The following is a 24,007-nucleotide window of genomic DNA, read 5'->3' as shown; positions in this document are numbered from 1 at the left end:
GGGGGAGCGTGCGGCGTGTCGTTCCAGCGCCCGTCCGCCGCGCAGGCTGCCCTGCCGCCGGAGATCGCCTTCCTGCTTGCCGAGGGCGTCGACGGCCGCCTGCTGGCCCGGGCCGCCACCGACGCGGCCGCCGCCGGGACCGATGCGGCAACCGCGCTGTTGAATGCAGGCCTCATGGCCGAGTCGGCCTATTACCGGGCCCTGGCCCGGGTGCTCGGGGCCCCCTACCTCGATGGGCCGATCCCGTTCGGCCTGGGCCTGCGCTTTCCCGACAGCGTGGTCGCCGGCCTCGCGCCGCTGGCGTTCGGGTCGGTGGCGCCCTGCGTGCTGGCGCCCCGGGGACCGATGATCGCGGACCTGCTCGACACTCCGCGCCGCGCCGTCATGCCGGCGATCACCAGTCCGACGCATCTGCGCGCGGCCCTGTTCGCCGCGATCCCCGAGCAGGTGGCAGATCATGCCGCGCATGCCTTGCGGCGACGCGCGCCCGAGCGGGCTACGGCCCGAGAGCCGGCTCTCTGGTGGCTGCTGGTTCTCGCCCTCGCGCTCACCGCGGCGCTCTGCCTGTGCGCGGTGCTGCCGGCCCCGCTCGCGCGCGCGGCGGTGGTGACCGGGCAGGGCCTATTCCTGGCGATGTCGACCTTCCGGCTCGCTGCCCTGGCCATTCCGGCCCCGGTAGCCGCGGAGGCGGTGGTGCCGCTGGCCGATACGGATCTGCCGGTCTACACGGTCCTGGTCCCCCTCCACCGCGAGGCCGTGGTGGTGCCGGATCTGCTCAAGGCGCTGGCCGCCCTCGACTATCCGCCGGCCAAGCTCGACATCAAATTCCTGATCGAGGCGGACGACCCGGGGACCGGAGCGGCCCTCGCCCGCATCCCCCTGCCGGCCCGGTTCGAGATCATCACGGTGCCGCCGGGCGCCCCGCGTACCAAGCCCCGGGCGCTCAATGCGGCCCTGCCGCTGGCCCGCGGCGCCCTGCTCACGGTCTACGACGCCGAGGACACGCCCGATCCCGGGCAATTGCGGCTGGCGGCTTCGCTCTTCGCGCAGCGTCCCGAGAGCACCGCCTGCCTTCAGGGGCGGCTCGTGATCGACAATGCCGGCGATTCGCGGCTCGCCCGCGCCTTCGCACTCGAATATGCCGGCCTGTTCGACGTGCTGAACCCGGCGCTCGCGCGTTGCGGCCTGCCGGTGCCGCTCGGCGGCACCTCCATGCACCTGCGCACCCGGGTGCTGCGGGCGCTGGGCGGATGGGATGCTTTCAACGTCACCGAGGACGCCGATCTCGGGATCCGTCTGGCTTTGGCGGGCTACACGGTCGGTGACCTGCCGAGCGCTACCATCGAGGAGGCGCCGGCCCGGATCGGGGCTTGGCTCGCTCAGCGCACCCGCTGGCTCAAGGGCCTGATCCAGACGAGCCTCACCCACGGGCGCCGCCCCCTCGCCAATGCGCGCCGCCTCGGCGGCCTGGAAGCGCTCTGCGCGGCGGCGCTGGTGCCGGGTACGGTGGCCTCGGCGCTGGCCTACCCGGTCTGTCTCGTCTCGGCAGTCTGGGCCTTCCTGGTGCTGGACATCCCGGCCGCCCCCGCCTTCCTGGACAATCTCAGCACGGGACTCGCTATCACCCTGTTCGGGACGGGGCTCGCGTCCCTCACCCTCCCGGCCCTGCTCGGCTGCGCCCGGCGCGGCTGGGGCGACCTTGCCCAATCGGCCCCGTTGATGCCGGTCTATTTCCTGCTCGTCAGCGTGGCTGCATGGCTGGCGCTGATCGAGTTGATCCGCGCGCCCGAGCGCTGGAACAAGACCCAGCACGGTCTGGCGCGCACGTCCCGGAGCGGCCGGTCCATCCGCGCGGGAACTGAGACCTGCTGAGCAAACGTGCGCGGGCTCATAATGCCGTCCCTGAAGATTGACCGTTCCCCCGAGGCGCATGAGGACGAGCGAATGTATCTCAGGTCGTCGGCAAAGGATTTGACAGGATCCGATTGATCGGGGTTGCGTTTCTTTCTTGTGGCATAGGCGGTCTGTTCCTATAACATTTCCGGATCGGCATTGCGCAGAGACGTAAAACAACAATAGACATATCGAATATGGATATCAATCAAGCGAGCTGCGGGCTATTTCTAACGCACGTCAAATCGGACCGCATTGCGCGCCATTACGGCAGGTTGACCGATGAGACCCGATGCCTGTTCCCATGGCATTTGGCATATAATCCAGGCAGAACAGCCTCCCTGGTCTTGGACGTGGCTTACCAGGCTTCAGAGGTCTGCATGCCGCGCCGGCATGGCGCCATGGTGAGCAATGGCGGTGTCCAAAACGGGTTCATGGACACCGCCATATTCCCAATTCTGTTGTCTTTGAATGCGGATTATATCTGGGTTCAGGAATACGACGTCGATTTTTCCGGAGTCTGGAGCGATTTTTTCGAACAATTTGCGGGCAATGATGCGGACCTGTTGACGACGACGCTTGTGTCCAAAAAAGATGTCCCGGACTGGTCTCATTGGGACAGGGCTGGTAACCCATGTCATCTGCCTGATGATGAACTGTTCAGGTCCTTCCTTCCGATCATGAGAGTGTCCAAAAGACTCGCAATCGCTTACGTGGAGGAAACGAATCGACGTGAATGGAGCGGCCACTATGAATTCTTGATCCCGACGATCGCGATAAAGGAAGGATTTACGGTCGAAGATATTGGAGGGGTCGGTCCGCGCTGCCCACCGGATCGATTGTCTATGAACTACTTGAACAACCCATACGTTGGGAATATGAACCCGGGAACTTTTATATTCAGGCCGTATCTTCAATCTTATTTTCACGAAGACGCCGGCATGTTTGAGCACAAGAATTTTCTCTACCATCCTATCAAGGCCGATGTTGAGCCCTGGAGTCTGGAGAGCCTTAGACAAGGTGGTTTGCCTGACTCGTAATTGGCGTTCTCCCGTGAACCGCTCTGCATCCGGCCCTCGAGCTGAATCCGGCGCAACGCTCAGGGTCCCCGCGGGGTTGTCGTTCCAGGATGGGGGTCCCATGGCCACGATCGCGATCCTGATCGGCACGCAGACGGGCGCCCGCCTGCTCGCCGCCGCGTCCGAGCGGGAGGCGGCCCTGTCGGCCGAGGCCTTCCTGCTGCGCCTGCCCGCCCGGGCGCTTCCGGCTCCGCTCTGGGTCCAATGTGCCGATCCGGCGGTCAGCGGGCGCCTCACCGGCTATCTCAACGGGTTTCAGGCCGAGAAGGTACGCGAGCGCGACGCCTGGATCTGACAGGCGGCCGCAGGGGGCGGATTTCCCTTTCCCGCGCCATGCTCTAACCCCACCGCCATGAGCGAGGCACAGGGTGCGGGCGGGGCCAGCATGGTCGGGGCGAGGGCGGCGGAGGACGCGCGGGCGGCGCCCCGGGAGGAGGCCCCTCTGCCCAGGCTCCTGCGCCTGATGGCGGTGCTGCGCGATCCGGTCCGCGGCTGCCCCTGGGACGTGGCGCAGACATCCGCCACCATCGTGCCGTACACGATCGAGGAGGCCTATGAGGTCGCCGACGCGGTGGCGCGCGGCGACCGCGACGATCTGCGCGACGAACTCGGCGACCTGCTCCTTCAAGTGGTATTCCACGCCCGCATGGCCGAGGAGGCGGACGCCTTCGCGTTCGACGACGTGGCGCGGGCGATCGGCGACAAGCTGGTCCGCCGCCACCCGCATGTCTTCACGCCGGACGGGACTCCCCTCCCCGCCGGCTCACCGCTGCGCGAGCCGGCGCAGGTCGAGGCGCAGTGGGCGGCGATCAAGGCGCAGGAGCGCGCGGAGCGGGGCGACCCGGAACCGGCGCCGGACCCGCTCGGCGGCGTCGCCCGGGCGCTGCCGGCCCTCGCGCGGGCGGAGAAGATCTCCCGGCGGGCGGCCGCCTACGGGTTCGACTGGGGGAATGCCGCCCAGGTCGTCGCCAAGGTCCGCGAGGAGACCGACGAGGTCGCCGAAGCCCTGGAGGCGGGCGATCTGCAGGCCGTTTCGGAAGAGATCGGCGATCTCCTGTTCTCGGTGGCCAACCTCGCCCGGCATGCCGGGATCGACCCGGAAGCGGCGCTTCGCGACGGCACCGCCAAGTTCGAGCGCCGCTTCGCCGCCATGGCGGAGCACCTGCGGGCGGCCGGGGGCGAACTCGGCCGGTCGGACCTGGGTGCCATGGAGGCCGCCTGGCAGACGGCCAAGCGCGACGAGGGGGAGCGGACGGCGTGATCCGGCTCGGTGATCGTTCGCGCGGCGTCCTGTGCCGGAGGGCTCGACAGGTGGCGGCCGGCGGATATGTTGCGCGCATGCGCTTCGCCCTGCCCGTCCTCGCCGCCCTCGCGTTGACCGCCTCCCTGTCCCGACCCGCCGGAGCCGAGACGATCGTCCAGGAACGGTTCGGCTGCCATACCCAGGAGGTCACGGACCGCCTGTTCAAGCTGGTCATGGCCGGCGACCAGGAAGGGTTCGGGCAGCTGCTGCGGGTCAGCCTCGCCAGCGGCGAGTGCCGGTCTTGGAAGCTCGGCGAAGAGGTCCGGCTGGAATCCCGGACGATGAGCTACGGCTGCCTCGCCCTGAAGGATGGGCAGGATCGCTGCTACTGGACGCCCCTCAGCGCGATCGAGAAGGCGAGCTGAAGTCGCGTCGCCCCGACGGACGATGCGAGAATACGCGGGGGTTGGCACCGCCGCCAGGGCGGTGCCAGATGCGGTCGCGCTCAGGCGGCCTTCTTCGGTCCCTTGCCCTTCGAGCCCTCCGCGTCGTCGGGCGTGCCGGCGGTGTTGATCGATTCGGCGATCTTGGAGAGCAGGGCGTCGGTCTTCTTCTCTTCCTGCAGGGTTTCGTCGAGGAGCTTGGCGGCCTCGCCGTAACCGAGCTGGCCGGCCCAGGTCTTCAGGGTGCCGTAGCGGGCGATCTCGTAATGCTCCACCGCCTGGGCGCAGGCGGCCAGCACCGCATCGGCGGCCGGGGTTTCGGCAAAGTCGTCGAGGTCCTCCTCCATCTCGGAGACGATGCCCTGCATCGCCTCGCAGGTCTTGGCCCGGGCAGGCTTGCCGATGATCTCGAACACCTGGGTCAGGCGCTCGACCTGCTGGGCGCTCTCCTCGGCATGGGTCTCGAAGGCTCGGCGCAGCTCGTCGTGCTCCGCCGCCTTGGCGGATTTCTTGAGGGCTTTCACGGATTGCTTCTCGGCGTAGTAGACGTCCTTCAGGGTCTCGTAGAAGGCGTCGTGCAGCGTCTTCTGCTTGGCCATGGCGGTCTGTCTCCGTTGGGGGCCGCTGCCGGGTGCGCGGCTTCCGGACAGGGAACGCCGATCCCGCGGGACGTATCCGGCCGATATCTTCGCCCTGTGGAGGAACCTTTCGAGCCTCAGCTACCCGCCCCGTCCGGGCGTGCCTTCCGGCCAGGGCCGACGCGGACCGGGGTGGATCCGGCGGTGCCGGCCGGCTTCGGGCGCAGGCGATCCAGGACGGCTTCAAGGGCGCGCTCGACGGCGTCGCGATCCGGCAGCGTGTCCGGGAGGGGCGGGCGCGTTCGGCCTGGGTCTCGGCGCCTCGTCATGTCGTCCGCCCGTATTGAGGCCGGGCAGCGCTGTATTTCAACGCGCGCGGCAGCTGGCCGGCAGCGTATCGCCTGTGATCCCGGGATCAAAGCCTGCCGTTATCCCGGGATCACAGGATCCTCGGATCACGGTTCCCCGATGGTTGCTGGCGCGTCGGGCCGTATGGCTGGGTCCGCCCGCGGAGCAGCCCCGGATGTCTTGGCGATCCTGTCGGCAGATCTCCCGCGCCCGCGGACCGGCCAGTCGACCAGCCCGCCGGCCCAGAGCGCCGCCCAGACGAAGACCGGCTGAAACGCCAGCCGCGGGCCGTGGTACCACCAGGAATCGGGGATGCCGTCGATGGGGACGTGCGCGAAGGCGTGCTTGAGGTTCGCCGGGTAAACGCAGACCGCGTAGAGGGCGAGGCCGATCGCGGCCGCGCGCCGGGACGGGCGGGTCAGGAGGCCGGCGGCGCCGGCGATCTCGCACAGGCCGGTCGCCTGGATGACGAGGCGGGGCTCTGGCACCCAGTCGGGCATCAGCGGCAGCATCGTGTCGGTCGCCGCGAGGTGGACGACCCCGATGAAGGCATAGATTGCCGCGAGTCCGTAGCGCAGCCGGCGGCGACCCGTCTCGATCGCGGGATCGGTCACGCGACGTCGTCCTCGGCCACGTCACAGCTGCGGGCCACCGCGTTCGTGAGCGCCGCCCTGAGACGGCCCAGCGCCGGGTGCCCGGCGCTGCAAAAGGTGGTGTCGTCGACCGCCGTCACGGGTGCCAGGAGCCGCAGGGAGTTGGTCAGGGCCACGGCCTCGGCCCCGAGCAGGTCGGGCAGGCTCAGCGGCCGCTCCTCCACGCGCAGGCCGCACTCGGCGGCGAGGCCGATCACCTCTGCACGGACGATCCCCGCCAGCACGCCGTCGGTGAGCGGCGGCGTCACCAGGGTCTGGCCGAACAGCGCGAAGAGGTTGCCGGTGCCCGCGCAGGCGACGCGCCCGCGCGTGTTGCAGAACAGCGCCTCGTCGAAGCCCGCCGCGGCGGCCTCCCCGGCCGCCAGCACCGCGTCGAGGTAGCCGAGCGTCTTCAGCCGGGCGGCCGGGGAGGAATCGTTGCGGGCGATCGGCGTCGGCCACAGGCGCAGGGGCGAAAAGGCCACGGCCTTCGCACTCGGCGCCGCGGTGGCGAACAGCGTCGGCTGCGGATCCTCCGGCGGCTTCAGCCCGCGCGGGCCGGAGCCGCGGGTAAGGGTGGTGCGGATCGCGAGCCGTTCCCCGGTCCTGGCCCCCTCCCCGGCGAGCGCCCGCATGGCGTCGCGGATCCGTTCCGGCGCGGCGGGGATCCCGAGCGTCCCCGCTGAGGCGACCAACCGGGCGATATGGGCGTCCTCGAAGGCCACGCGGCCGCCGAGAGCGAGCGCCGTGTCGAACAGGCCGTCGCCCAAAGTCAGGCCGCGGTCGGTGTGGTCGAGGGCGGCTCTCGTCCCGGGGACGATCGCGCCGTCACGCCACAGCATCGCGCCGTCCCTCCCCGTCGCGCGCCTCCCGCCACGCGCGGGCCAGCCCCAGGAAATTGGCGAACAGGGCGTGGCCGCCCTCGGTCAGCACCGATTCCGGGTGGAACTGGATGCCGTAGGTCGGGTGGGTCCGGTGCGAGAGCGCCATCACCTCGCCTTCCTGCGAGACCGCGTCGACGGAGAGGTGCTTCTCCATCTCGGGGCCGGGTGCCACCACCAGCGAGTGGTAGCGTCCCACCGGCATCGGCGCCGGCAGCCCGGAAAACAGCCGCTCGCCGGCATGGGCGATCGGGGTCATCTGGCCGTGAAGCGGGCGCTGCGCCCGCTCGACCCTACCGCCGAAGGCCGCGCCGATCGCCTGATGGCCGAGGCAGACGCCCAGGATCGGCACCTCCCCCGACAGGTCCCGGATCGCCGGAAGCGAGATCCCGGCCTCCGCGGGGGTGCAGGGGCCGGGCGAGACCACCAGGGCCTCAGGCGCCAGCGCCCGGATGCCGGCGACGTCGAGCGCGTCGTTGCGCACGACCCGGACCTCCGCGCCCAGCTCCTCCAGGTAGCGGACGACGTTGAAGACGAAGGAGTCGTAATTATCGAGGACGAGGATCATGCGAAGGCCTCGAACACGCGCTCGGCCTTGGCCAGCGTCTCGTCGTATTCCGGGCCGGGCTCGGAGAGCAGCGTCACGCCGCCGCCCGCCTGCAGGACGGCCTGGTGGTCATCCATGAACACGGTGCGGATCGCGATCGAGGTGTCGAGCGCCCCGTCGAAGCCGATCCGGCCGATGGCGCCGCAATAGAGCTCCCGGGCGTCGCCCTCGATCTCGGTGATGATGTCCATGGCGCGGATCTTCGGGGCGCCGGTGATGGAGCCCCCGGGGAAGGTTCCTTCCAGGAGGTCGAGGGCGTCGAGCCCGTCACGGAGCCTCCCGGTGACCACCGAGACGAGGTGGTGGACGCCGGCATAGGTCTCCAGGCCGCACAGGGTGGGCACGGTGACGCTGCCCGGCGCGCAGACCCGGGACAGGTCGTTGCGCAGCAGGTCCACGATCATGACGTTCTCGGCCCGCTCCTTGACGGAGGCCAGGAGCGCCTCGGCCGCCGCCCGGTCGGCCGCGGGATCCTCGAGGCGCCGAGCGGTGCCCTTGATCGGCCGCGTCTCCACGTGCCGCCCGTCCAGCCGGATGAAACGCTCGGGCGAGGACGACGCCACGGTCAGCCCCTCCAGCTCGAGATAGGCGCCGAAGGTCGCCGGGTTGGTCGCGCGCAGGCGGCGGTAGAGCGCGAACGGATCGAAGCCCGGCGGCAGGTCCGTCGAGAAGCGCTGGGCGATGTTGGCCTGATAGATGTCGCCGGCCCGGATATAGGCGCGCACTTTTTCGACAGCATGCTCATAGGATTGACGATCGAAGTTCGAGCGCCACGTGAGCCTCTCGCCAAGCCCGGGATGCGGCGCGGCCGGAGCCACGTCGGCGCCGAGCAGGGCGGCGAAGCGGGCCAGCCGCGCCTCGGCGCGGGCCTGCCGGGCCGCCGGTTCGGTCTCGGGAAAGCCGGTGGCGACGAGCCGGCCGATGCCGACAGCGTGGTCGATCACCAGGGCCGTGTCGTAGAGGTTGAAGGCGATGTCGTCGGTGAGCCCCGCTCGTCGGGCCGGTGCCGCGACCCGTTCCAGCTGCGCGCCGAGGTCGTAGGCGAGATAGCCGATCGCCCCGCCCGGAAAGGGATTTTCCGCGCTGGGTTCAATCCGGTAGGGGGCGAGGCAGGCCCGCAAGGCCGCGAAGGGGCCGCCCGGCACTTGGCGCCCGTCCAGGGTCGCGCGCCCGTCGCGGAACCGGAAGCGCGCGAACGGGTCGGCGGCCACGATCGAGTGACGCCCCAGGGGATCGTGCCGCATGGCGCTGTCGAGGAAGGCGAGCCCCGGCAGAGGCCGGAGCCGGGCCGCCGCCGCGACGGGATCGATGAAGGGGATCTCTCGGGTCCACATGACCGGGTTCGGGTCTGATGTCCTTGGGCCGCATGCCACACGCTGCCGTCGCACAGGCGATGCCGCGGGGGAAGCGGCAGTTCCCCGCAGGGGGGACACCGTGCGGCGCGGGCAGGGTCTGCCCCGGGCGCAGAGCAGTGCCCAGGGCCGTTGATGTGGGGATTCAAAGGTCTCCGGCAAAGCCCTGCGATACAGCCAAGTTTCGGTCCCGAGATCAGCCTCGCGTGCGAGGCCGGGCACCCTTGCGGCGACCGACCTCGCGCGCGGGCGCCGGAGCCTGTATAGGGGCGCGACTCCGAACCACACGCCGCGCCCCGTGCGATCGATCCCCCGGCTGCACGCGCGGGTGCTGTCTGACTTGAATGCCATGACCGCCACGCCCGCACCTCGCGGCCCCGCTCCCGGAGCCGCCCCGAAGATCTCGTTCGTTTCGCTGGGCTGCCCGAAGGCGCTGGTCGATTCCGAGCGGATCCTCACGCACCTGCGCGCTGAGGGCTACGAGCTGGCCCGCCGGCACGACGGCGCGGACGTGGTGATCGTCAACACCTGCGGCTTCCTGGATTCGGCCAAGGCGGAGTCGCTCTCGGCCATCGGCGAGGCCATGGCGGAGAACGGCCGGGTGATCGTCACCGGCTGCATGGGCGCGCAGCCGGATGAGATCCGCGAGAAATATCCCGACCTCCTCGCAGTGACCGGGCCGCAGGCCTACGAGTCGGTGGTGGCGGCCGTCCACGAGGCGGTGCCGCCGGCCCATGACCCGTTCCTCGACCTCGTGCCGCCTCAGGGGATCAAGCTCACCCCGCGCCACTACGCCTACCTGAAGATCTCGGAGGGGTGCAGCAACCGCTGCAGCTTCTGCATCATCCCTTCCTTGCGCGGGAATCTCGTCAGCCGCCCGGCCGCCGACGTGCTGCGCGAGGCCGAGAAGCTGGTGAAGGCCGGCGTGAAGGAGCTGCTGGTGGTCTCGCAGGACACCAGCGCCTACGGCGTCGATATCCGCTACGCCGAGAGCCCGTGGCGCGACCGACAGGTCCGGGCGAAGTTCTACGATCTGACCCGGGAGCTCGGTGAGCTCGGGGCCTGGGTGCGGCTGCACTACGTCTACCCCTACCCGCACGTGGACGAGGTCATCCCGCTGATGGCCCAGGGCAAGGTGCTCCCCTACCTCGACATGCCGCTCCAGCACGCGAGCCCGTCGGTGCTCAAGCGCATGCGCCGCCCCGGCAACCAGGAGCGCCAGCTCGACCGGATCCGGAGCTGGCGGCAGATCTGCCCCGACCTCGCGATCCGCTCGACCTTCATCGTCGGCTTCCCCGGCGAGACCGAGGCCGAGTTTGAGGAGCTGCTGGCCTGGCTCCAGGAGGCCAAGCTCGATCGCGTCGGCTGTTTCGAGTACGAGCCGGTGGCGGGCGCCACCGCCAACGCGCTGGGCGACCTCGTGCCGCCGGCGGTGAAGGCCGAGCGCAAGCGCCGGTTCATGGAGGCGCAGAACGGCATCGCGCTCCGGCTGCAGCGGGCCAAGGTCGGCAAGCGGCTGCCCGTGATCGTCGATTCCGTCGAGGGCGGTGTCGCGCGGGGCCGGTCCAAGGCCGACGCGCCGGAGATCGACGGCAATGTCCACGCCGCCTTCCGGCGCCCGGTGCGGGTCGGCGACATCGTCACCGTGAAGATCGACCGGGCCGAGGCCTACGACCTCTACGGCAGCGTCGCCTGAGGTGGCGCGCCGCCGTCGCCGCGGCTTTCCAGCCCGCGCTCGCACCTCAGGATGAGGGCCCGGGTGGGATATCCCTGTTGAGGTGTGGTCAACCCGCCTTGACCCCGCCGGTGCGCCGCAGTCTTTGGAACAGAGCAGGAACCCGAGGCGGATCTCCGAGGCGGCGATGGATCCGGAGGTCGCGCTCCGCAAGATCATCCACATCGACATGGACGCGTTCTACGCCTCCGTGGAGCAGCGCGATGATCCGTCCTTGCGTGGGCTGCCGCTGGCGGTGGGCGGCTCGCGGGAGCGGGGCGTGGTGGCGGCGGCGAGCTACGAGGCGCGCAGGTTCGGCGTCCGCTCGGCCATGCCGTCGGCCACCGCCCGGCGGCTCTGCCCGGACCTGCTGTTCGTGAAGCCGCGCTTCGAGGTCTACCGGGCGGTCTCGGAGGAGATCCGGGCGGTCTTCGCCCGGCACACGGCCGTCATCGAGCCGGTGGCCCTGGACGAGGCCTATCTCGACGTTACCGAGAACCTCCAGGGCCTGCCTACCGCCACCGCGGTGGCGAAGGCCATCCGGGCCGAGATCCTGGAGCGCACCGGGCTCGTCGCGTCGGCCGGGGTCTCGTACAACAAGTTCCTGGCCAAGGTCGCCTCCGATCACCGGAAGCCGAACGCCCTGTTCGTCATCACGCCCGCCATGGGGCAGGACTTCGTGGCCGCCCTGCCGATCGGCCGCTTCCACGGGGTCGGCCCGGTCACCGAGGCGAAGATGAAGCGTCTGGGGATCGAGACCGGGGCGGATCTGCGCGCCTGGACGCTCGAGCGCCTGCGCGAGACCTTCGGGTCGGCCGGCGCCTACTACCACGCGGTCGCCCGCGGGATCGACGAGCGGCCTGTCCGGGCCCACCGGGTGCGCAAATCGATCGGGGCGGAGACCACCTTCTCGGAGGACACGGCGGCCTTCGAGGTCCTGGTCGCCCGGCTGGCGCCGCTCCTCGACAAGGTCTGGGCCGGGGCCGACGCCAAGGGCATGCGCGCCCGGACCGTGACCCTGAAGCTCAAGTTCTCGGATTTCGCCCAGGTCACCCGGGCGAAGTCGCTGCCTGTCCCCGTCGCCGACCGGGCCGGCTTGGAGCGGATCGGCCTCGACCTGCTCGCCGGCCTGTTCCCCCTGCGGCGCAGCGCGCGGCTGATCGGGGTGTCGCTGTCGGGTTTCGCGCAGGACGAGCCGGATGGGCCCCGGCAGCTCGGTCTGGCGCTCTGAGACCGGCTCCGCGCGCTCGTGATGACGGAGTGGGCACAGCAAGCGGAAGCGTCCACAGAGAAGCGATGTGACGCGCGTACCGATGTGCCGGGACGGCAGCGATGGTGCGATTCTGCGTGACGATGCGGCGCCGTACGTCAGGCAGGCCCGGCCGATCCCGGATCGGAGCCATCCGGTCCGGATCGGGATTGTCTGGACACCCCACGAACCGAAGGGTCGGCCCCATGTCGAAGCACGCTCCCCTGGCCCTCGCCGCCGCGCTTCTGCTGGCCGTCTCGGCAGACGTCGCCCGCGCGGACGGCACATCCGCCTTCGGTGCCGCCAACGCGGCCCAGTTGCGGGGCTACACGGCGAGCCCCGCCCAGCTCTACGCCCCGGCGGGTGGTCCGGGCGCCCGGTCCGCCGCGGCCTCGGTGCCCGCTCCGCAGCGGCCGAAGGGGCCGACCCGCGCGCGGTGACGGGAACCGGCCCGACCGGCCGTCACGCGTTCTTGCGCGGCCGGTGATCCGGGTCGATGCCGCCGTCCACCTTCGTTTCGTTCTCGACGTCGCCCTCGAAGGTCGAATCCGCCTGCAGATCGGCGGGGTCTGCGCCGCTCATGCCCTTCGAGGTGCCGATGCCGGGATTGCCCTTGAGGTCGGCGTCGGTCGGAGTCTCGGTCTTCGGGTGCTTGCCTGACATGCTGGCTCCTGTCGGGTCCTGGTGTCAGGCCAACGCATCGGGGCGGAGACGGTCTCCCGCGCCTCGTGCGGCGGTTCGCCTCCCGGTCCGGACGGGCGCTCAGTCGAGCTCCGCCGAGCCGACCCGGCGCACGCCCGCCGCCTCCATCCGCGCCCAGGCCTGTGCGAGCGACCCGTCCACGTCGATCCCGCGCACCGCGTCCTCCACCACCCAGACGTCGAAGCCCGCATCCCTGGCGTCCAGCGCGCTCCAGGCGACGCAGAAATCGGTGGCGAGGCCGCACAGGACGATGCGGGTGATGCCGCGCTCGGTGAGCGCTCCGGCCAGCCCGGTGCGGGTGGTCCGGTCGGCGTCCAGAAAGGCCGAGTAGCTGTCGACGTGGGGATGGATGCCCTTGCGGATCACGAGACCGGCGCGATCCGTGTCGAGGCCCGGCGCGAAACCGGCACCCAGGCTGCCCTGCACGCAGTGCCGGGGCCACAGCACCTGCGGACCGTAGGGCAGCGCCACGGTCTCGAACGGCGCCCGCCCCTGATGAGTGTCGGCGAAGGAGAGGTGGTCCGCCGGATGCCAGTCCTGCGTCAGGGCGACGTGTCGGAAGCGGTGCTGAAGCGCGTTGATCGGCCCGACCACCGCGTCGCCGTCCGGGACGGGGAGTGCCCCGCCCGGCAGGAAATCGACCTGCACGTCGACGATGAGGAGCAGGTCGGCGCTGCCGGGCGTCACGGCCCAAGCCTTACGGCAGCATCACGATCGAGCCGGTGGTCTCCCGGCCCGCGAGGTCGCGATGCACCTGCTGCGCCTCGGAGAGCGGGTAGGTGGCGTTGACCGCGATCTTCACCGCGCCGTCGCGGACCACCTTGAACAGGCGGGCGGCGGCTTCCTCCAGGGTCGCGCGGTTCGATGAGAAGGTCGCGAGCGTCGGGCGCGTCACGTAGAGCGAGCCGCGCGGGGCGAGCAGGCCGAGATCGAGCCCGGTGATCGCCCCCGAGGCCGAGCCGAAGCTCGCCAGCAGGCCCAGCGGCGCGAGGCTGTCGAGCGAGCCCATCAGGGTCGCCTGCCCGACGCCGTCATAGACCACCGGCACGCCCTTGCCGCCGGTGATCTCGCGCACCCGCTTGGCCACGTCCTCCTCGCGGTAGAGGATGACGTGGTCGCAGCCGTTCTGCTTGGCGAGCTCCGCCTTCTCGGGGCTGCCGGCGGTGCCGATCACCGTGGCGCCGAGGTGCTTGGCCCACTGGCAGGCGATCAGGCCGACGCCGCCGGCCGCGGCCTGCCACAGGATCGTGTCGCCGGGCTTCACCGCATAGGTCCGGTGCAGCAGGTACTCGACGGTGAGGCCCTTGAGCATCATCGCGGCGGCGGTCTTCTCGTCGACGCCCTCCGGGATCGGCACGGCCGCCGACGCCGGGATCACCGGCTCCTCGGCGTAGCAGCCGTCCGGCACCGAGCCGTAGGCGACCCGGTCGCCGGGCTTGAACTGGCTGACGCCCTCGCCCACCGCCGTGACGGTGCCAGCACCCTCCTTGCCGGGGGTGAAGGGCATGTGCGGGGACTTGTAGGCACCGGTGCGGAAGTAGATGTCGATGAAGTTGACGCCGATGGCGGCCTGCTTGACCCGGATCTGCCCGGGGCCCGGCTCGGCCAGCGGCACGTCCTCGAAGCGCATCACCTCGGGGCCGCCGTATTCGTAGACCCGGATCGCCTTCGGCATCGTCGTACTCCCGCTCGTCGCCCCGTCCATCCGGGGCGTTGCAGCCCGAGATAACGGAGCGCCCGCCGGAGGCAATTCGTTTTTGCCCCCTCGCGCTCCGGTTGTAACCCGCCCGGCGGCCGCGCCATTCTGGATCCGCCGGCCCCGGGCGCCTATCTAGCCCCTGCCCTTTGTCCGAGCCGAGGTCCGACATCCATGTCCGGCACCACCCGCACGAGCGCCGACCTCGATCCGCGCCGCCGCCGTCTCCTCTACCGCGCCTGGCACCGGGGCATCCGCGAGATGGACCTGATCATGGGCCGGTTCGCCGATGCCGAGATCGGCGACCTGTCGGAGGCGGAGCTCGACCAGTTCGAGGCGCTGATCGAGGTGCCGGACCGCGACCTGTTCAAGTGGCTCACCGGCGAGGTGGAGGCGCCGGCGAACTACGACACGTCGGTCTGGCGGCGCGTCCGGGCGTTCCACCGGCACGACGCGCCGATCCATTCCTGAGAGCCTGGTTGAGTGGGGTTTCCTGATCGCGCCCTCATCCTGAGGTGACGGAGCGCAGCGGAGGCCTCGAAGGGAGCCTCCAGCCGGCCGCGCGATCCCTGGAACCCCCCTTCGAGGCTCACTACGCTCGCACTTCAGGATGAGGGTGTGACTCGGGATATCGCGCCTCGAGCGGCGCTGAGAGGGACCGCCATGGACGAATCGAAGCCCAACTATGACCACCCCGCCCGGTCGATCGCCACCGAGCTCGTGGTGCGCATCATGCTGGAGATGATGGAGCGCAGCGATCCGTCCCTCCGCGCCGAGATCCTGCGGCAGGCGACGATCCGGGCCGGGGCGATGACCGAGACCATGCCCAACGCGGAGTTCTTCCGCAGCCGGGTCGAGGCGGCGCTGGCGGAGATCGTCGGGCCGGACGCGTGAGCGGCGCCGGCCGGGAGGCTTTTGCACCCTGGCCGCCAAGGCGCGACGTACCCCCTCTCCCGAACGGCAGAGGGGACCCGCGCTCTGATCTGAACCGGGCCGGCCGTGTCGCCAGCGGCGACGCGCGTCGGCGAATCGCAGCCGAACAGCCGTTCCATGCCGCGATGGAACCGCCATATAGGGTGCGTTCAGCCGCCCGCACGCGACCGCCGGGACGCTTTATCGCGCTGGCCCGATGGGCTAACGCCACCTGACCTCTGCCCCTGACGCGCCCGGCGGGATTCCCCGCGAAAGACCCGATGGCCAAGCCTCAACCGAAGCCTTCTGCGCCCGCCCCTAAGCCGCAGGTCGCGCGCTTCGCGCTGCCGAAATCCTCGGCGCTCGCCAAGGCGATCGACGCGCTGAAGCGCGGCGACAGCCCGGTGCTCGCGAACGCCCCGGAAGGTTTCGACGCGCTGGCGCTCGCCGACCTCGCCCGCGCCCTGGCGCCCACCGTCGACGCGCCGGCCGTGCTGGTCCACGTGGCGCGCGATTTCGGGCGCTCGGCGGCCTTCCAGGCGGCCCTCGGCTTCGTCGCGCCCGAGATGGACGTGATGAGCCTGCCGGCCTGGGACTGCCAGCCCTACGACCGGGTCTCGCCGACCACCGCGGTCGCCGCCGCCCGGATGACGGCCCTCGCCCGCCTCGCCCGCACCCGCTCGGCCGAGGACCGGCCGCGCATCCTCTGCACCACCGTCAACGCCCTGGTGCAGCGGGTCCCGCCCCGCGCCCACATCGCCAAGGAGGCGTTCTCGGCGGCGATCGGCAACGTCGTGTCGATGGACGACGTGGTGGCCTGGGTCGAGGCCAACGGCTTCCTGCGCACCGGGACGGTGCGCGACACCGGCGAGTACGCGGTCCGCGGCGGCATCCTCGACCTGTCGCCCCCCGGCCTGCCGGCGCCGATCCGTCTCGACTTCTTCGGCGACACGCTGGAATCGATCCGCGCCTTCGACCCGGAGACGCAGCGCACCACCGGGCAGCTCCGCTCCCTCGACCTGATGCCGATGAGCGAGGTCCAGCTCACCACCGAGACGATCCGGCGCTTCCGCCAGAACTACATCCAGAGCTTCGGCGCGGCGACCCGGGACGACCGGCTCTACGAGACGGTGAGCGAGGGGCGGCGCTACGCCGGCCTCGAGCACTGGATGCCGCTGTTCTACGACCACCTCGACACGCTGTTCGACTATCTCGGCGGCGTGCCGCTGGTCTTCGATCCCCAGGTGGAGGACGCCGCCGCCGAGCGGATCAGCCTCGTCCAGGACTATTACCAGGCCCGCGAGGGCGCGATGAAGACGCCGCAGCCCGGCGTCGCCCCCTACAAGCCGCTGCCGCCCCGCGCCCTCTACCTGACGCCGAACGAGCTGAAGGAGCGGATCGCCACCGCCACCGTGGCGCGGCTGACGCCCTTCGCGCAGCCCGAATCGCCCGAGCGCGCCGTGATCGATTGCGGCGCCAAGGCCGGACGAAGCTTCGCCCCCGAGCGGGCCGACGAGACTGCCAGCGTGTTCGACGCCGCGGTGGCGCATATCCGCGATCTCCAGGGATCCGGTCATCACGTGATCCTGGGAGCCTGGTCCGACGGCTCCCGCGACCGGCTCTGCGGCGTGCTCACCGACCACGGCCTCAGGAAGCCCGTGGCGATCACCCGGCTCACCGACGTCTACGCGCTGAAGCGCGGCACCGACGCGGCGGTGGCGGTCTGGGGCCTGGAGGCGGGCTTCACCGCGGGCGAGCTGGCCGTCGTCTCCGAGGGCGACATCCTGGGCGACCGGCTGGTCCGACAGAAGCGCAAAGCCAAGCGGCCCCAGGACGTGATCCTGGAGGTGCAGGCGCTCCAGCCGGGCGACCTCGTGGTCCACGCCGACCACGGCATCGGCCGCTTCGTCGGCCTCAAGACGATCCACGCCGCGGGCGCCCCGCACGACTGCCTGGAACTGCAGTATACCGGCGGCCTGCTGCTCCTGCCGGTGGAGAACATCGAGCTCCTGACCCGCTACGGCTCGGAGGATTCCGAGGTCGCCCTCGACCGCCTCGGCGGCGGCGCGTGGCAGGCCCGCAAGGCCAAGATGAAGCGCCGCATCCTCGAGATGGCGGGCGAGCTGATCAAGGTCGCGGCCCAGCGCTTCGTCCGCAAGGCCCCCGCGCTGCAGGCGCCCGAGGGGCTCTACGGGGAGTTCGCCGCCCGCTTCCCGTTCGAGGAGACCGAGGATCAGGCCAACGCCATCGACGCGGTGCTGGACGACCTCAATGCCGGCCGCCCGATGGACCGGCTGGTCTGCGGCGATGTCGGCTTCGGCAAGACCGAGGTGGCGCTGCGCGCCGCCTTCGCGGCGGCGATCTCCGGCAAGCAGGTGGCGGTGATCGTCCCGACCACCCTGCTCGCCCGCCAGCACTACCGGACCTTCGCCGAGCGCTTCAAGGGCCTGCCGGTCCAGGTGGCGCAGCTCTCGCGCTTCGCCTCCGCGGCGGAGATGAAGCAGACCCGGGCGGGGCTCGCCGCCGGCACGGTCGACATCGTGGTCGGCACGCACGCGCTCTTGGCGAAGAACATCGCCTTCAAGGATCTCGGCCTGATCATCGTGGACGAGGAGCAGCATTTCGGCGTCGCCCACAAGGAGCGGCTGAAGGCGCTCCAGGCCGACGTCCACGTGCTGACGCTGTCGGCGACCCCGATCCCGCGCACGCTCCAGCTCGCCATGACGGGGGTGCGGGAACTGTCGATCATCGCGACGCCGCCGGTCGACCGGCTGGTGGTGCGCACCTTCGTGACGCCGTTCGACCCGCTGACCATCCGGGAGGCGCTGCTGCGCGAGCGCTACCGCGGCGGCCAGTCGTTCTACGTCGTGCCCAGGATCGAGGACCTGGCCGAGGTCAAGAAATTCCTCGACGCCGAGATGCCCGAGATCAAGGTCGCGGTCGCCCACGGCCAGATGGCGGCGGGCCAGCTTGAGGACGTGATGACCGCCTTCTACGAGGGCAAGTTCGACGTCCTGCTCTCGACCACGATCGTGGAATCAGGCCTCGACATCCCCACCGCCAACACGCTGATCGTGCACCGGGCTGACATGTTCGGGCTGGCCCAGCTCTACCAGCTGCGCGGCCGCGTCGGCCGCTCGAAGGCGCGCGCTTACGCGCTGTTCACGACCCCGGCGAACCGCCAGCTCACCGCCCAGGCCGAGCAGCGCCTCAAGGTGCTCCAGAGCCTCGACACTTTGGGCGCGGGCTTCCAGCTCGCCTCCCACGACCTCGACATCCGCGGCGCCGGCAACCTGCTCGGCGACGCCCAGTCGGGCCACATCAAGGAGGTCGGCTACGAGCTCTACCAGCAGATGCTGGAGGATGCCGTGACGGCGCTCAAGGCCGGCATCGAGGACGTGCCCGAGGAGGCGTGGTCGCCGACCATCGCGCTGGGCGCGCCCGTGACGATTCCGGAGGATTACGTCGAAGATCTCGGGGTGCGGCTCGCCCTCTACCGGCGGCTGGCCACCATCCAGGACGATGCCGAGATGGAGAGCTTCGGCGCCGAGCTGATCGACCGGTTCGGGCCGCTGCCGCCGGAGGTGGAGCAGCTCCTCAAGATCGGCACGATCAAGATCCTCTGCCTCAAGGCGAACGTCGAGAAGGTCGAGGCCGGGCCGAAGGGCGTGGTGGTCCATTTCCGCGACCGCTCCTACGCCAACCCGCAGGGGCTGGTGGCCTATGTGGCCGAGCAGGCCTCGTTCGCGAAGGTGCGGCCCGACATGAGCGTCGTGTTCGTGCGCGAGCTGAATACGGTCCCGGCGCGGCTCAAGACCGCCACCGAGGTGCTCCGCAGCCTCGTGAAGATCGCCGAGCGGGGGAAGAAGGCGGCGTGAGGGGCGGGGCCTTGTAACGCCCGTCCCAACAAACCCCTTCATCCTGAGGTGACCGCCAAGCGGGCCTCGAAGGAGGGTTCCAGGGATCGCGTGGCCGGCTGGAGGCCTCCTTCGAGGCCTCCGCTGCGCTCCGGCACCTCAGGATGAGGTGGTGACCGGGTATGAGCGAATCGCCGGCACTGCTAGGCTTCCCGTCCTTTCATGGGACGACTCGGCCGATGAGCGCCTTCGTGTACATGCTGCTCTGTGCCGATGGCAGCTACTACGTCGGCTCCGCCCGCGGGGAGAGCCTCGACAGGCGCCTCAGTGAGCATCACGCCGGCACCTACGGCGGCTACACGAGCCGCCGCCGACCCGTGACGCTGGTCTACGCCGCGCACTTCGAGTGCATCACCGACGCCATCGCGGCCGAGCGGCGCATCAAGGGCTGGAGCCGGGCCAAGAAGGAGGCGCTGATCCGCGAGGATTGGGACGCGCTTCAGTGGCTCGCCAAGCGCCCGGCAGCGCAGCAACACGCATCTCAACAATCCCCCTCATCCTGAGGTGCGGCGAAGCCGCCTCGAAGGAGGGCTCCAGGGATCGCACGGGTATCTAGCGCCCTCCTTCGAGGCCCGCTTCGCGGTCACCTCAGGATGAGGTGGCGGTTGGGACGGTCGCCCGATCGTTGCGCCGACAGCGCATCTCTGCTCTCACCGACCGCGGAACCCAGGAGACGCGTGGATGGCAAACCCGGCGCAGGTCACCGGCGCGCCCGAGCCGGTGAAGGCCGCCACAGGCGCCTTCCTCACGCCCCTGTTCACCGACCGGCGCGTCGCCGCGGTGCTCGGGCTCGGCTTCGCGCAGGGCATCCCGTTCCTGCTCGTCTACGCGACGCAGTCGGCGTGGCTCGTCCAGGCGAAGGTGCCGCTCGCCACGATCGGGCTGATGAGCGAGCTCACCATCGCCTACAAGCTCAAGTTCCTGTGGGCGCCGTTCCTCGACCGCCACGACGCGCCGCTGCTGGGCCGCTGGCTCGGGCGGCGCCGGGGCTGGATCGTCGCCACGCAGATCCTCGTCGCCCTGGCGCTCTCCGGCGTCGCCTTCGGCGACCCGGCCCACTGGCTCGCTTGGACGGTGGCGTTCTCGCTGGCGCTGGGTGTGGCGGGCGCCACCCAGGACGTGGTCATCGACGGCTGGCGCATCACCGCCGCGCCCCCGGAGCAGCAGGCGCTGATGTCGTCCTGGTCGGAGATCGGCTACCGGATCGGCAACCTCGCGGCGGGGGCGGGCGCCCTCTACCTCTCCGACGCCTATGGCTGGCGCGCCGCCTACCTGTGCATGGCCGCGCTGATGGCCCCCGGCACGGTCGCGGCGCTGCTGGCCCCCGAGCCCCCCACCCCCGAGACGCCCGCCGCCGGCGGCTTCGTCGAGACCGTCTGGGCGCCGATCCGCGACCTCCTCGCCCGGCTCGGGCCCCTCGCCGTGCCGGTGCTGGCGCTGGTCGCGGGCTTCCGGATGCCCGGCTACGTCTCGAACGCCATGGCGATCCCGCTGTTCAAGACGCTCGGCTACTCCAACACCGACATCGCCACGGTGACGAAGCTGTTCGGCTTCTGGATCGCACTCGGCGGCACCTTCCTGGCGAGCGCCATCATCCCGCGGATCGGCATGATGGCGAGCCTGCTCATCGGCACCGTGACGGCCTCGGCCTCGCACCTCGCGCTGGCCTACCTCGCCTGGCACGGCGGCCACGGCGGGGCGGCGTTCTGGACGTTCGCGCTGACCGTGGGGATCGACGGCTTCGCCTACGCCTTCGCGTCGATCGTGCTGATCACCTACATGTCCCAGCTCTCCGCCACCGCGCACGCGGCGAGCCAGTATGCCCTGCTCACCTCGCTCTGCGCCCTGCCCGGAAGCCTGCTCGCCGGGTTCTCGGGCTTCGTAATCGAGCAGACCGGCTTCACGTGGTTCTTCGTCGGCACCTCGCTGATCGGGGTGCCGGTGGCCCTGCTCTGCCTCTTCGTGGCGCGCCGGCACGGACCGATGGACACGCCCGGGCAGGTGACCTGAGGCTCATTCCCGCGCGATGTCCCAAGCGGGATCGCACGCAGAAAGTGTCTCTTTAGCGAGGATTAACCACACGGCCGCTTAATGGGGTGGACGGTTGATGTCCTCCCCAGACGAGCAACCCACGCCACGCACGCGGACAAGGCCTCCGCGGGCGAACGGCGGCGGCTGCCCACGGGGAAGCGCGTACGCGAGTTCCCCGCATGGCCCAGGTTGCGTTGTCCCGAACCGCTTACCGCAACGCGGAGCCCCTGCGCCCGGTACCCCCGCGCGTCGCCTATATCGAGACCGTCTACGATCCTGTCGCCCGCACCCGGGCGCCCTATCCGAGCGCCATGCGGCGCGCCCGTCGCCGCGCCCGGCTGACGGCACTCATCTCCTTGACGGCCATGACCCTGGCCGGCTGGGCCGTGCTCAGCCATCCGCACGGACCGGTTCCGGCCGACCAGCCGAGCGTCGCTGCCGCGACCGAGCCGGCGCCGGTGCTCCGGCCCGCGGCCAAAGACCGGCCTCCCGTGCCGCGGCCGAACATCGCCTGGATGCTCGATCCGAGCCCGGCCCTGGGCGCGGGGGCCAAGATGGCCTTCGGCAGCGAGGCGCCGCCAATCCCCGGCTTCCAAGTCCCCGCCTCTCAGATCGCCGCGTCCGAGCCGACCCCGGGGATCCGGGAGATCGCCCGGCAGGTCGCCAAGGCGCAGCAGATCAAGGCCGAGCAGACCCGGATCGCTCAGGCCACCCTCCCGCCGACGAAGCCGAAGGCGGCTGACGCCGCCCCGATCCGGACCGCCGCGTCCGAGAGCACCCCCGCCGCTCTCGCGCCGCCTCACGTGGCCGCCCTCGTGCCGCTGCCGGTGGCCCGCCCGCCCGAGCTGCGGCGCCCGCTCGCCCCGCCGGCCGCCCGGGTCGCGGCTCGCCCCCTGCCCCGCACCCGCGACGTGTTCCGCGCCGCGATGGCGGAGGAGCCCTCGTTCTTCGAGAAGCTGTTCGGCGTCGGCGGCGCGCCTCGCCAGGAATCCCGTCAGGCGCTGGCCTATGCCAGCCCGGACGCCCTGCCGCAGGAGGCGCCGCGCGCCCGGATCAGCCCGGAGCCCGATTCGGTGGCCGGCACGGCCGTGTACGACATCAGCGCCCGCACGGTGACGCTGCCCTCCGGCGAGGTGCTGGAGGCCCATTCCGGCCTCGGCGAGGCCATGGACAACCCGCGCTACGTCCACCTGCGCATGCGCGGCTCGACGCCGCCCGGCACCTACACGCTGACCGAGCGCGAGCGCCTGTTCCACGGGGTTCGGGCGATCCGCCTCAACCCGGTGGGCGGCAGCGCCGCGATCCACGGCCGCGACGGTCTGCTGGCCCACACCTACATGCTGCGGCAGCCCGGCGCCTCGAACGGCTGCGTCTCCTTCCGCGACTACAACCGCTTCCTGCAGGCCTTCCTGCGGGGCGAGGTCCGGCGCCTCGTGGTGGTGGCCGGCAGCGGCGACGGCGGCATCCTCAACCGGATCGGCCTCGCCGGCCGCCGGGGCGGCCGGGGCTGAGGATCGGCGGCCCCGGCGGCGCGCTGGGCCGAAAGTCCGAGATTACTTTGGCGCGGCGAGACTTTACGCGCCCGCCCAAGCTGCCTTAACGGGGCTCAGACGCCAGCCCTGACAAGAGGCACCGATGAAACTGCCGCGCCGCTTCTTCCAGCCCCTCGCCACCGGCGCGCCGGCCCCGTTCCGCGAGCTGCCGGTGCGGTTGGAGCGGATGATCCACTTCGTGCCGCCGCACAACGACAAGGTCCGCGCCCGGGTGCCGGAGCTCGCCGGCACGGTCGACGTCGTGCTGGGCAACCTGGAGGACGCGGTCCCCGCCGACCAGAAGGAGGCGGCCCGCAAGGGCTTCGTGGCCATGGCCCAGGCCACCGACTTCGCCGCCACCGGCACCGGCCTCTGGACCCGGATCAACGCCCTCAACTCGCCCTGGATTCTCGACGACCTGTTCACGATCGTGGCCGAGGTCGGGGACAAGCTCGACGTGGTGATGGTGCCCAAGGTCGAGGGGCCGTGGGACATCCACTACATCGACCAGCTGCTCGCCCAGCTCGAGGCGCGCCACGGCGTGACGAAGCCGATCTTGGTCCACGCGATCCTGGAGACCGCCGAGGGCGTGGCCAATGTCGACGCCATCGCGTCGGCTTCGCCGCGGATGCATGGCATGAGCCTGGGGCCGGCGGATCTCGCGGCCTCCCGCGGCATGAAGACCACCCGGGTCGGCGGCGGCCACCCGGATTACCGGGTGATCGCCGACCCGGCGGGCGACGCGCCGCGGGCGAGCGCCCAGCAGGACCTCTGGCACTACACCATCGCCAAGATGGTCGACGCCTGCATGGCCAACGGCATCAAGGCCTTCTACGGCCCGTTCGGCGACTTCTCCGACGGCGATGCCTGCGAGGCGCAGTTCCGCAACGCCTTCCTGATGGGCTGCGCCGGCGCCTGGACGCTGCACCCGAGCCAGGTGGCGATCGCCAAGCGGGTCTTCGCGCCGGACCCGGCCGAGGTGGCCTTCGCGGCCCGGATCGTCGCGGCGATGCCGGACGGCACCGGCGCCGTGATGCTCGACGGCAAGATGCAGGACGACGCCACCTGGAAGCAGGCCAAGGTCATCGTGGACCTCGCCAGGCTGGTGGCCGCCAAGGACCCGGAGCTGGCGGCGGTCTACAAGCTGGGGTGAGTGGGTTGCCGGGGCCGCGTGTGGCGGTCCCGATGCGCGGCACCG

The 24,007-nt window shown here is 70.8% G+C and carries 23 protein-coding genes; 15 read left to right on the top strand and 8 right to left on the bottom strand.

Translation table 11 applies throughout. The annotated features are described in order from the left end of the window. The first annotated feature begins 15 nt into the window (after positions 1–15). The 5 genes from ACYCO6_RS13950 (at position 16) to ACYCO6_RS13930 (ending at position 4,640) form a co-directional block, all read left to right on the top strand. On the top strand, positions 16–1,872 hold the full coding sequence (locus ACYCO6_RS13950; RefSeq protein ID WP_459772347.1) for a glycosyltransferase family 2 protein: 1,857 nt from the start codon (positions 16–18) through the stop codon (positions 1,870–1,872). A gap of 218 nt (positions 1,873–2,090) precedes the next feature. Then, a complete protein-coding gene (locus ACYCO6_RS13945) occupies positions 2,091–2,933 on the top strand; it encodes a hypothetical protein (RefSeq protein WP_459772346.1) in 843 nt (280 codons plus the stop codon). Positions 2,934–3,033: 100 nt separating this feature from the next. Then, complete coding sequence (locus ACYCO6_RS13940) at positions 3,034–3,267, top strand: hypothetical protein (protein WP_459772345.1); 234 nt, start codon at positions 3,034–3,036, stop codon at positions 3,265–3,267. A 90-nt stretch (positions 3,268–3,357) separates the two neighbouring features. Further along, on the top strand, positions 3,358–4,233 hold the full coding sequence (mazG, locus tag ACYCO6_RS13935; protein WP_459773561.1) for a nucleoside triphosphate pyrophosphohydrolase: 876 nt from the start codon (positions 3,358–3,360) through the stop codon (positions 4,231–4,233). Positions 4,234–4,310: 77 nt separating this feature from the next. Beyond that, a complete protein-coding gene (locus ACYCO6_RS13930) occupies positions 4,311–4,640 on the top strand; it encodes a hypothetical protein (protein ID WP_459772344.1) in 330 nt (109 codons plus the stop codon). 80 nt (positions 4,641–4,720) lie between these two features. Here the strand turns inward: ACYCO6_RS13930 and ACYCO6_RS13925 are convergent, their stop codons facing one another. The 5 genes from ACYCO6_RS13925 to pabB all read right to left on the bottom strand — a co-directional run bounded on the left by ACYCO6_RS13925 (position 4,721) and on the right by pabB (position 9,038). Then, positions 4,721–5,257 (bottom strand): YciE/YciF ferroxidase family protein, encoded by a 537-nt coding sequence (locus tag ACYCO6_RS13925; RefSeq protein ID WP_459772343.1) that lies wholly within the window; start codon positions 5,255–5,257, stop codon positions 4,721–4,723. Positions 5,258–5,691: 434 nt separating this feature from the next. After that, on the bottom strand, positions 5,692–6,198 hold the full coding sequence (locus ACYCO6_RS13920; protein ID WP_459772342.1) for a DoxX family protein: 507 nt from the start codon (positions 6,196–6,198) through the stop codon (positions 5,692–5,694). Further along, positions 6,195–7,058 carry an aminotransferase class IV gene (locus ACYCO6_RS13915; RefSeq protein WP_459772341.1) on the bottom strand — a complete coding sequence of 288 codons (864 nt, stop codon included), beginning with the start codon at positions 7,056–7,058 and terminating at the stop codon, positions 6,195–6,197. Before ACYCO6_RS13915 ends, ACYCO6_RS13920 begins: the two co-directional genes overlap by 4 nt. Then, positions 7,045–7,665 (bottom strand): anthranilate synthase component II, encoded by a 621-nt coding sequence (locus ACYCO6_RS13910; RefSeq protein WP_459772340.1) that lies wholly within the window; start codon positions 7,663–7,665, stop codon positions 7,045–7,047. Before ACYCO6_RS13910 ends, ACYCO6_RS13915 begins: the two co-directional genes overlap by 14 nt. Continuing rightward, complete coding sequence (gene pabB, locus ACYCO6_RS13905) at positions 7,662–9,038, bottom strand: aminodeoxychorismate synthase component I (protein ID WP_459772339.1); 1,377 nt, start codon at positions 9,036–9,038, stop codon at positions 7,662–7,664. The genes ACYCO6_RS13910 and pabB overlap by 4 nt, the downstream gene beginning before the upstream one ends. Before the next feature lie 367 nt (positions 9,039–9,405). Here pabB and rimO point away from each other — a divergent pair, with 367 nt between their 5' ends. From rimO to ACYCO6_RS13890, 3 genes are all read left to right on the top strand, one after another. Then, on the top strand, positions 9,406–10,752 hold the full coding sequence (gene rimO, locus ACYCO6_RS13900) for a 30S ribosomal protein S12 methylthiotransferase RimO (RefSeq protein WP_459772338.1): 1,347 nt from the start codon (positions 9,406–9,408) through the stop codon (positions 10,750–10,752). Between the two features lie 166 nt (positions 10,753–10,918). Then, positions 10,919–12,001 (top strand): DNA polymerase IV, encoded by a 1,083-nt coding sequence (dinB, locus tag ACYCO6_RS13895; RefSeq protein ID WP_459772337.1) that lies wholly within the window; start codon positions 10,919–10,921, stop codon positions 11,999–12,001. 224 nt (positions 12,002–12,225) lie between these two features. Continuing rightward, positions 12,226–12,459: a hypothetical protein gene (locus ACYCO6_RS13890; RefSeq protein ID WP_459772336.1), complete on the top strand. Its 234-nt coding sequence runs from the start codon at positions 12,226–12,228 to the stop codon at positions 12,457–12,459. A gap of 22 nt (positions 12,460–12,481) precedes the next feature. Here ACYCO6_RS13890 and ACYCO6_RS13885 read toward each other — a convergent pair whose 3' ends face one another. The 3 genes from ACYCO6_RS13885 to ACYCO6_RS13875 all read right to left on the bottom strand — a co-directional run bounded on the left by ACYCO6_RS13885 (position 12,482) and on the right by ACYCO6_RS13875 (position 14,396). After that, positions 12,482–12,682: a hypothetical protein gene (locus ACYCO6_RS13885; RefSeq protein WP_459772335.1), complete on the bottom strand. Its 201-nt coding sequence runs from the start codon at positions 12,680–12,682 to the stop codon at positions 12,482–12,484. A gap of 99 nt (positions 12,683–12,781) precedes the next feature. After that, positions 12,782–13,408 (bottom strand): bifunctional nicotinamidase/pyrazinamidase, encoded by a 627-nt coding sequence (gene pncA, locus ACYCO6_RS13880; protein ID WP_459772334.1) that lies wholly within the window; start codon positions 13,406–13,408, stop codon positions 12,782–12,784. Positions 13,409–13,418: 10 nt separating this feature from the next. Then, the gene (locus ACYCO6_RS13875; protein ID WP_459772333.1) at positions 13,419–14,396 is read right to left on the bottom strand and encodes a quinone oxidoreductase family protein; all 978 of its coding nucleotides are present in this window, start codon (positions 14,394–14,396) and stop codon (positions 13,419–13,421) included. Positions 14,397–14,591: 195 nt separating this feature from the next. Between ACYCO6_RS13875 and ACYCO6_RS13870 the strand changes: the two genes are divergently transcribed. From ACYCO6_RS13870 to ACYCO6_RS13840, 7 genes are all read left to right on the top strand, one after another. Continuing rightward, entirely contained in the window at positions 14,592–14,888 is a 297-nt protein-coding gene (locus tag ACYCO6_RS13870) for an FAD assembly factor SdhE (protein ID WP_459772332.1), read from the top strand. 192 nt (positions 14,889–15,080) lie between these two features. Continuing rightward, complete coding sequence (locus tag ACYCO6_RS13865; RefSeq protein WP_459772331.1) at positions 15,081–15,311, top strand: hypothetical protein; 231 nt, start codon at positions 15,081–15,083, stop codon at positions 15,309–15,311. A 299-nt stretch (positions 15,312–15,610) separates the two neighbouring features. Further along, on the top strand, positions 15,611–19,207 hold the full coding sequence (gene mfd, locus ACYCO6_RS13860; protein ID WP_459772330.1) for a transcription-repair coupling factor: 3,597 nt from the start codon (positions 15,611–15,613) through the stop codon (positions 19,205–19,207). Positions 19,208–19,425: 218 nt separating this feature from the next. Continuing rightward, on the top strand, positions 19,426–19,749 hold the full coding sequence (locus ACYCO6_RS13855) for a GIY-YIG nuclease family protein (RefSeq protein WP_459772329.1): 324 nt from the start codon (positions 19,426–19,428) through the stop codon (positions 19,747–19,749). A gap of 178 nt (positions 19,750–19,927) precedes the next feature. Continuing rightward, positions 19,928–21,256, top strand: a complete 1,329-nt coding sequence (locus tag ACYCO6_RS13850; protein ID WP_459772328.1) for an AmpG family muropeptide MFS transporter — start codon at positions 19,928–19,930, stop codon at positions 21,254–21,256. A 200-nt stretch (positions 21,257–21,456) separates the two neighbouring features. Further along, positions 21,457–22,788, top strand: coding sequence for a DUF2778 domain-containing protein (locus ACYCO6_RS13845; RefSeq protein WP_459772327.1), 1,332 nt, complete (start codon positions 21,457–21,459; stop codon positions 22,786–22,788). Between the two features lie 124 nt (positions 22,789–22,912). Beyond that, positions 22,913–23,962 (top strand): HpcH/HpaI aldolase/citrate lyase family protein, encoded by a 1,050-nt coding sequence (locus tag ACYCO6_RS13840; RefSeq protein ID WP_459772326.1) that lies wholly within the window; start codon positions 22,913–22,915, stop codon positions 23,960–23,962. Positions 23,963–24,007: the final 45 nt, after the last annotated feature.

This window comes from Methylobacterium sp. CM6257, from assembly GCF_054611515.1.
Note: the sequence above shows the minus strand (reverse complement) of the source record. Positions and strands in the feature narration are given on the sequence as shown.

What these genes read in the sequence shown, in the direction of transcription:
- ACYCO6_RS13845 (WP_459772327.1), top strand. Translation starts at nt 21,457, where the DNA reads ATGGCCCAGGTTGCGTTGTCCCGAACCGCTTACCGCAACGCGGAGCCC.
- ACYCO6_RS13870 (WP_459772332.1), top strand. Translation starts at nt 14,592, where the DNA reads ATGTCCGGCACCACCCGCACGAGCGCCGACCTCGATCCGCGCCGCCGC.
- ACYCO6_RS13940 (WP_459772345.1), top strand. Translation starts at nt 3,034, where the DNA reads ATGGCCACGATCGCGATCCTGATCGGCACGCAGACGGGCGCCCGCCTG.
- ACYCO6_RS13945 (WP_459772346.1), top strand. Translation starts at nt 2,091, where the DNA reads ATGGATATCAATCAAGCGAGCTGCGGGCTATTTCTAACGCACGTCAAA.
- ACYCO6_RS13890 (WP_459772336.1), top strand. Translation starts at nt 12,226, where the DNA reads ATGTCGAAGCACGCTCCCCTGGCCCTCGCCGCCGCGCTTCTGCTGGCC.
- ACYCO6_RS13875 (WP_459772333.1), bottom strand. Translation starts at nt 14,396, where the DNA reads ATGCCGAAGGCGATCCGGGTCTACGAATACGGCGGCCCCGAGGTGATG.
- ACYCO6_RS13855 (WP_459772329.1), top strand. Translation starts at nt 19,426, where the DNA reads ATGAGCGCCTTCGTGTACATGCTGCTCTGTGCCGATGGCAGCTACTAC.
- ACYCO6_RS13885 (WP_459772335.1), bottom strand. Translation starts at nt 12,682, where the DNA reads ATGTCAGGCAAGCACCCGAAGACCGAGACTCCGACCGACGCCGACCTC.
- ACYCO6_RS13840 (WP_459772326.1), top strand. Translation starts at nt 22,913, where the DNA reads ATGAAACTGCCGCGCCGCTTCTTCCAGCCCCTCGCCACCGGCGCGCCG.
- ACYCO6_RS13930 (WP_459772344.1), top strand. Translation starts at nt 4,311, where the DNA reads ATGCGCTTCGCCCTGCCCGTCCTCGCCGCCCTCGCGTTGACCGCCTCC.
- ACYCO6_RS13850 (WP_459772328.1), top strand. Translation starts at nt 19,928, where the DNA reads ATGGCAAACCCGGCGCAGGTCACCGGCGCGCCCGAGCCGGTGAAGGCC.
- ACYCO6_RS13925 (WP_459772343.1), bottom strand. Translation starts at nt 5,257, where the DNA reads ATGGCCAAGCAGAAGACGCTGCACGACGCCTTCTACGAGACCCTGAAG.
- ACYCO6_RS13910 (WP_459772340.1), bottom strand. Translation starts at nt 7,665, where the DNA reads ATGATCCTCGTCCTCGATAATTACGACTCCTTCGTCTTCAACGTCGTC.
- mfd (WP_459772330.1), top strand. Translation starts at nt 15,611, where the DNA reads ATGGCCAAGCCTCAACCGAAGCCTTCTGCGCCCGCCCCTAAGCCGCAG.
- pabB (WP_459772339.1), bottom strand. Translation starts at nt 9,038, where the DNA reads ATGTGGACCCGAGAGATCCCCTTCATCGATCCCGTCGCGGCGGCGGCC.
- mazG (WP_459773561.1), top strand. Translation starts at nt 3,358, where the DNA reads ATGGTCGGGGCGAGGGCGGCGGAGGACGCGCGGGCGGCGCCCCGGGAG.
- rimO (WP_459772338.1), top strand. Translation starts at nt 9,406, where the DNA reads ATGACCGCCACGCCCGCACCTCGCGGCCCCGCTCCCGGAGCCGCCCCG.
- dinB (WP_459772337.1), top strand. Translation starts at nt 10,919, where the DNA reads ATGGATCCGGAGGTCGCGCTCCGCAAGATCATCCACATCGACATGGAC.
- ACYCO6_RS13865 (WP_459772331.1), top strand. Translation starts at nt 15,081, where the DNA reads ATGGACGAATCGAAGCCCAACTATGACCACCCCGCCCGGTCGATCGCC.
- ACYCO6_RS13915 (WP_459772341.1), bottom strand. Translation starts at nt 7,058, where the DNA reads ATGCTGTGGCGTGACGGCGCGATCGTCCCCGGGACGAGAGCCGCCCTC.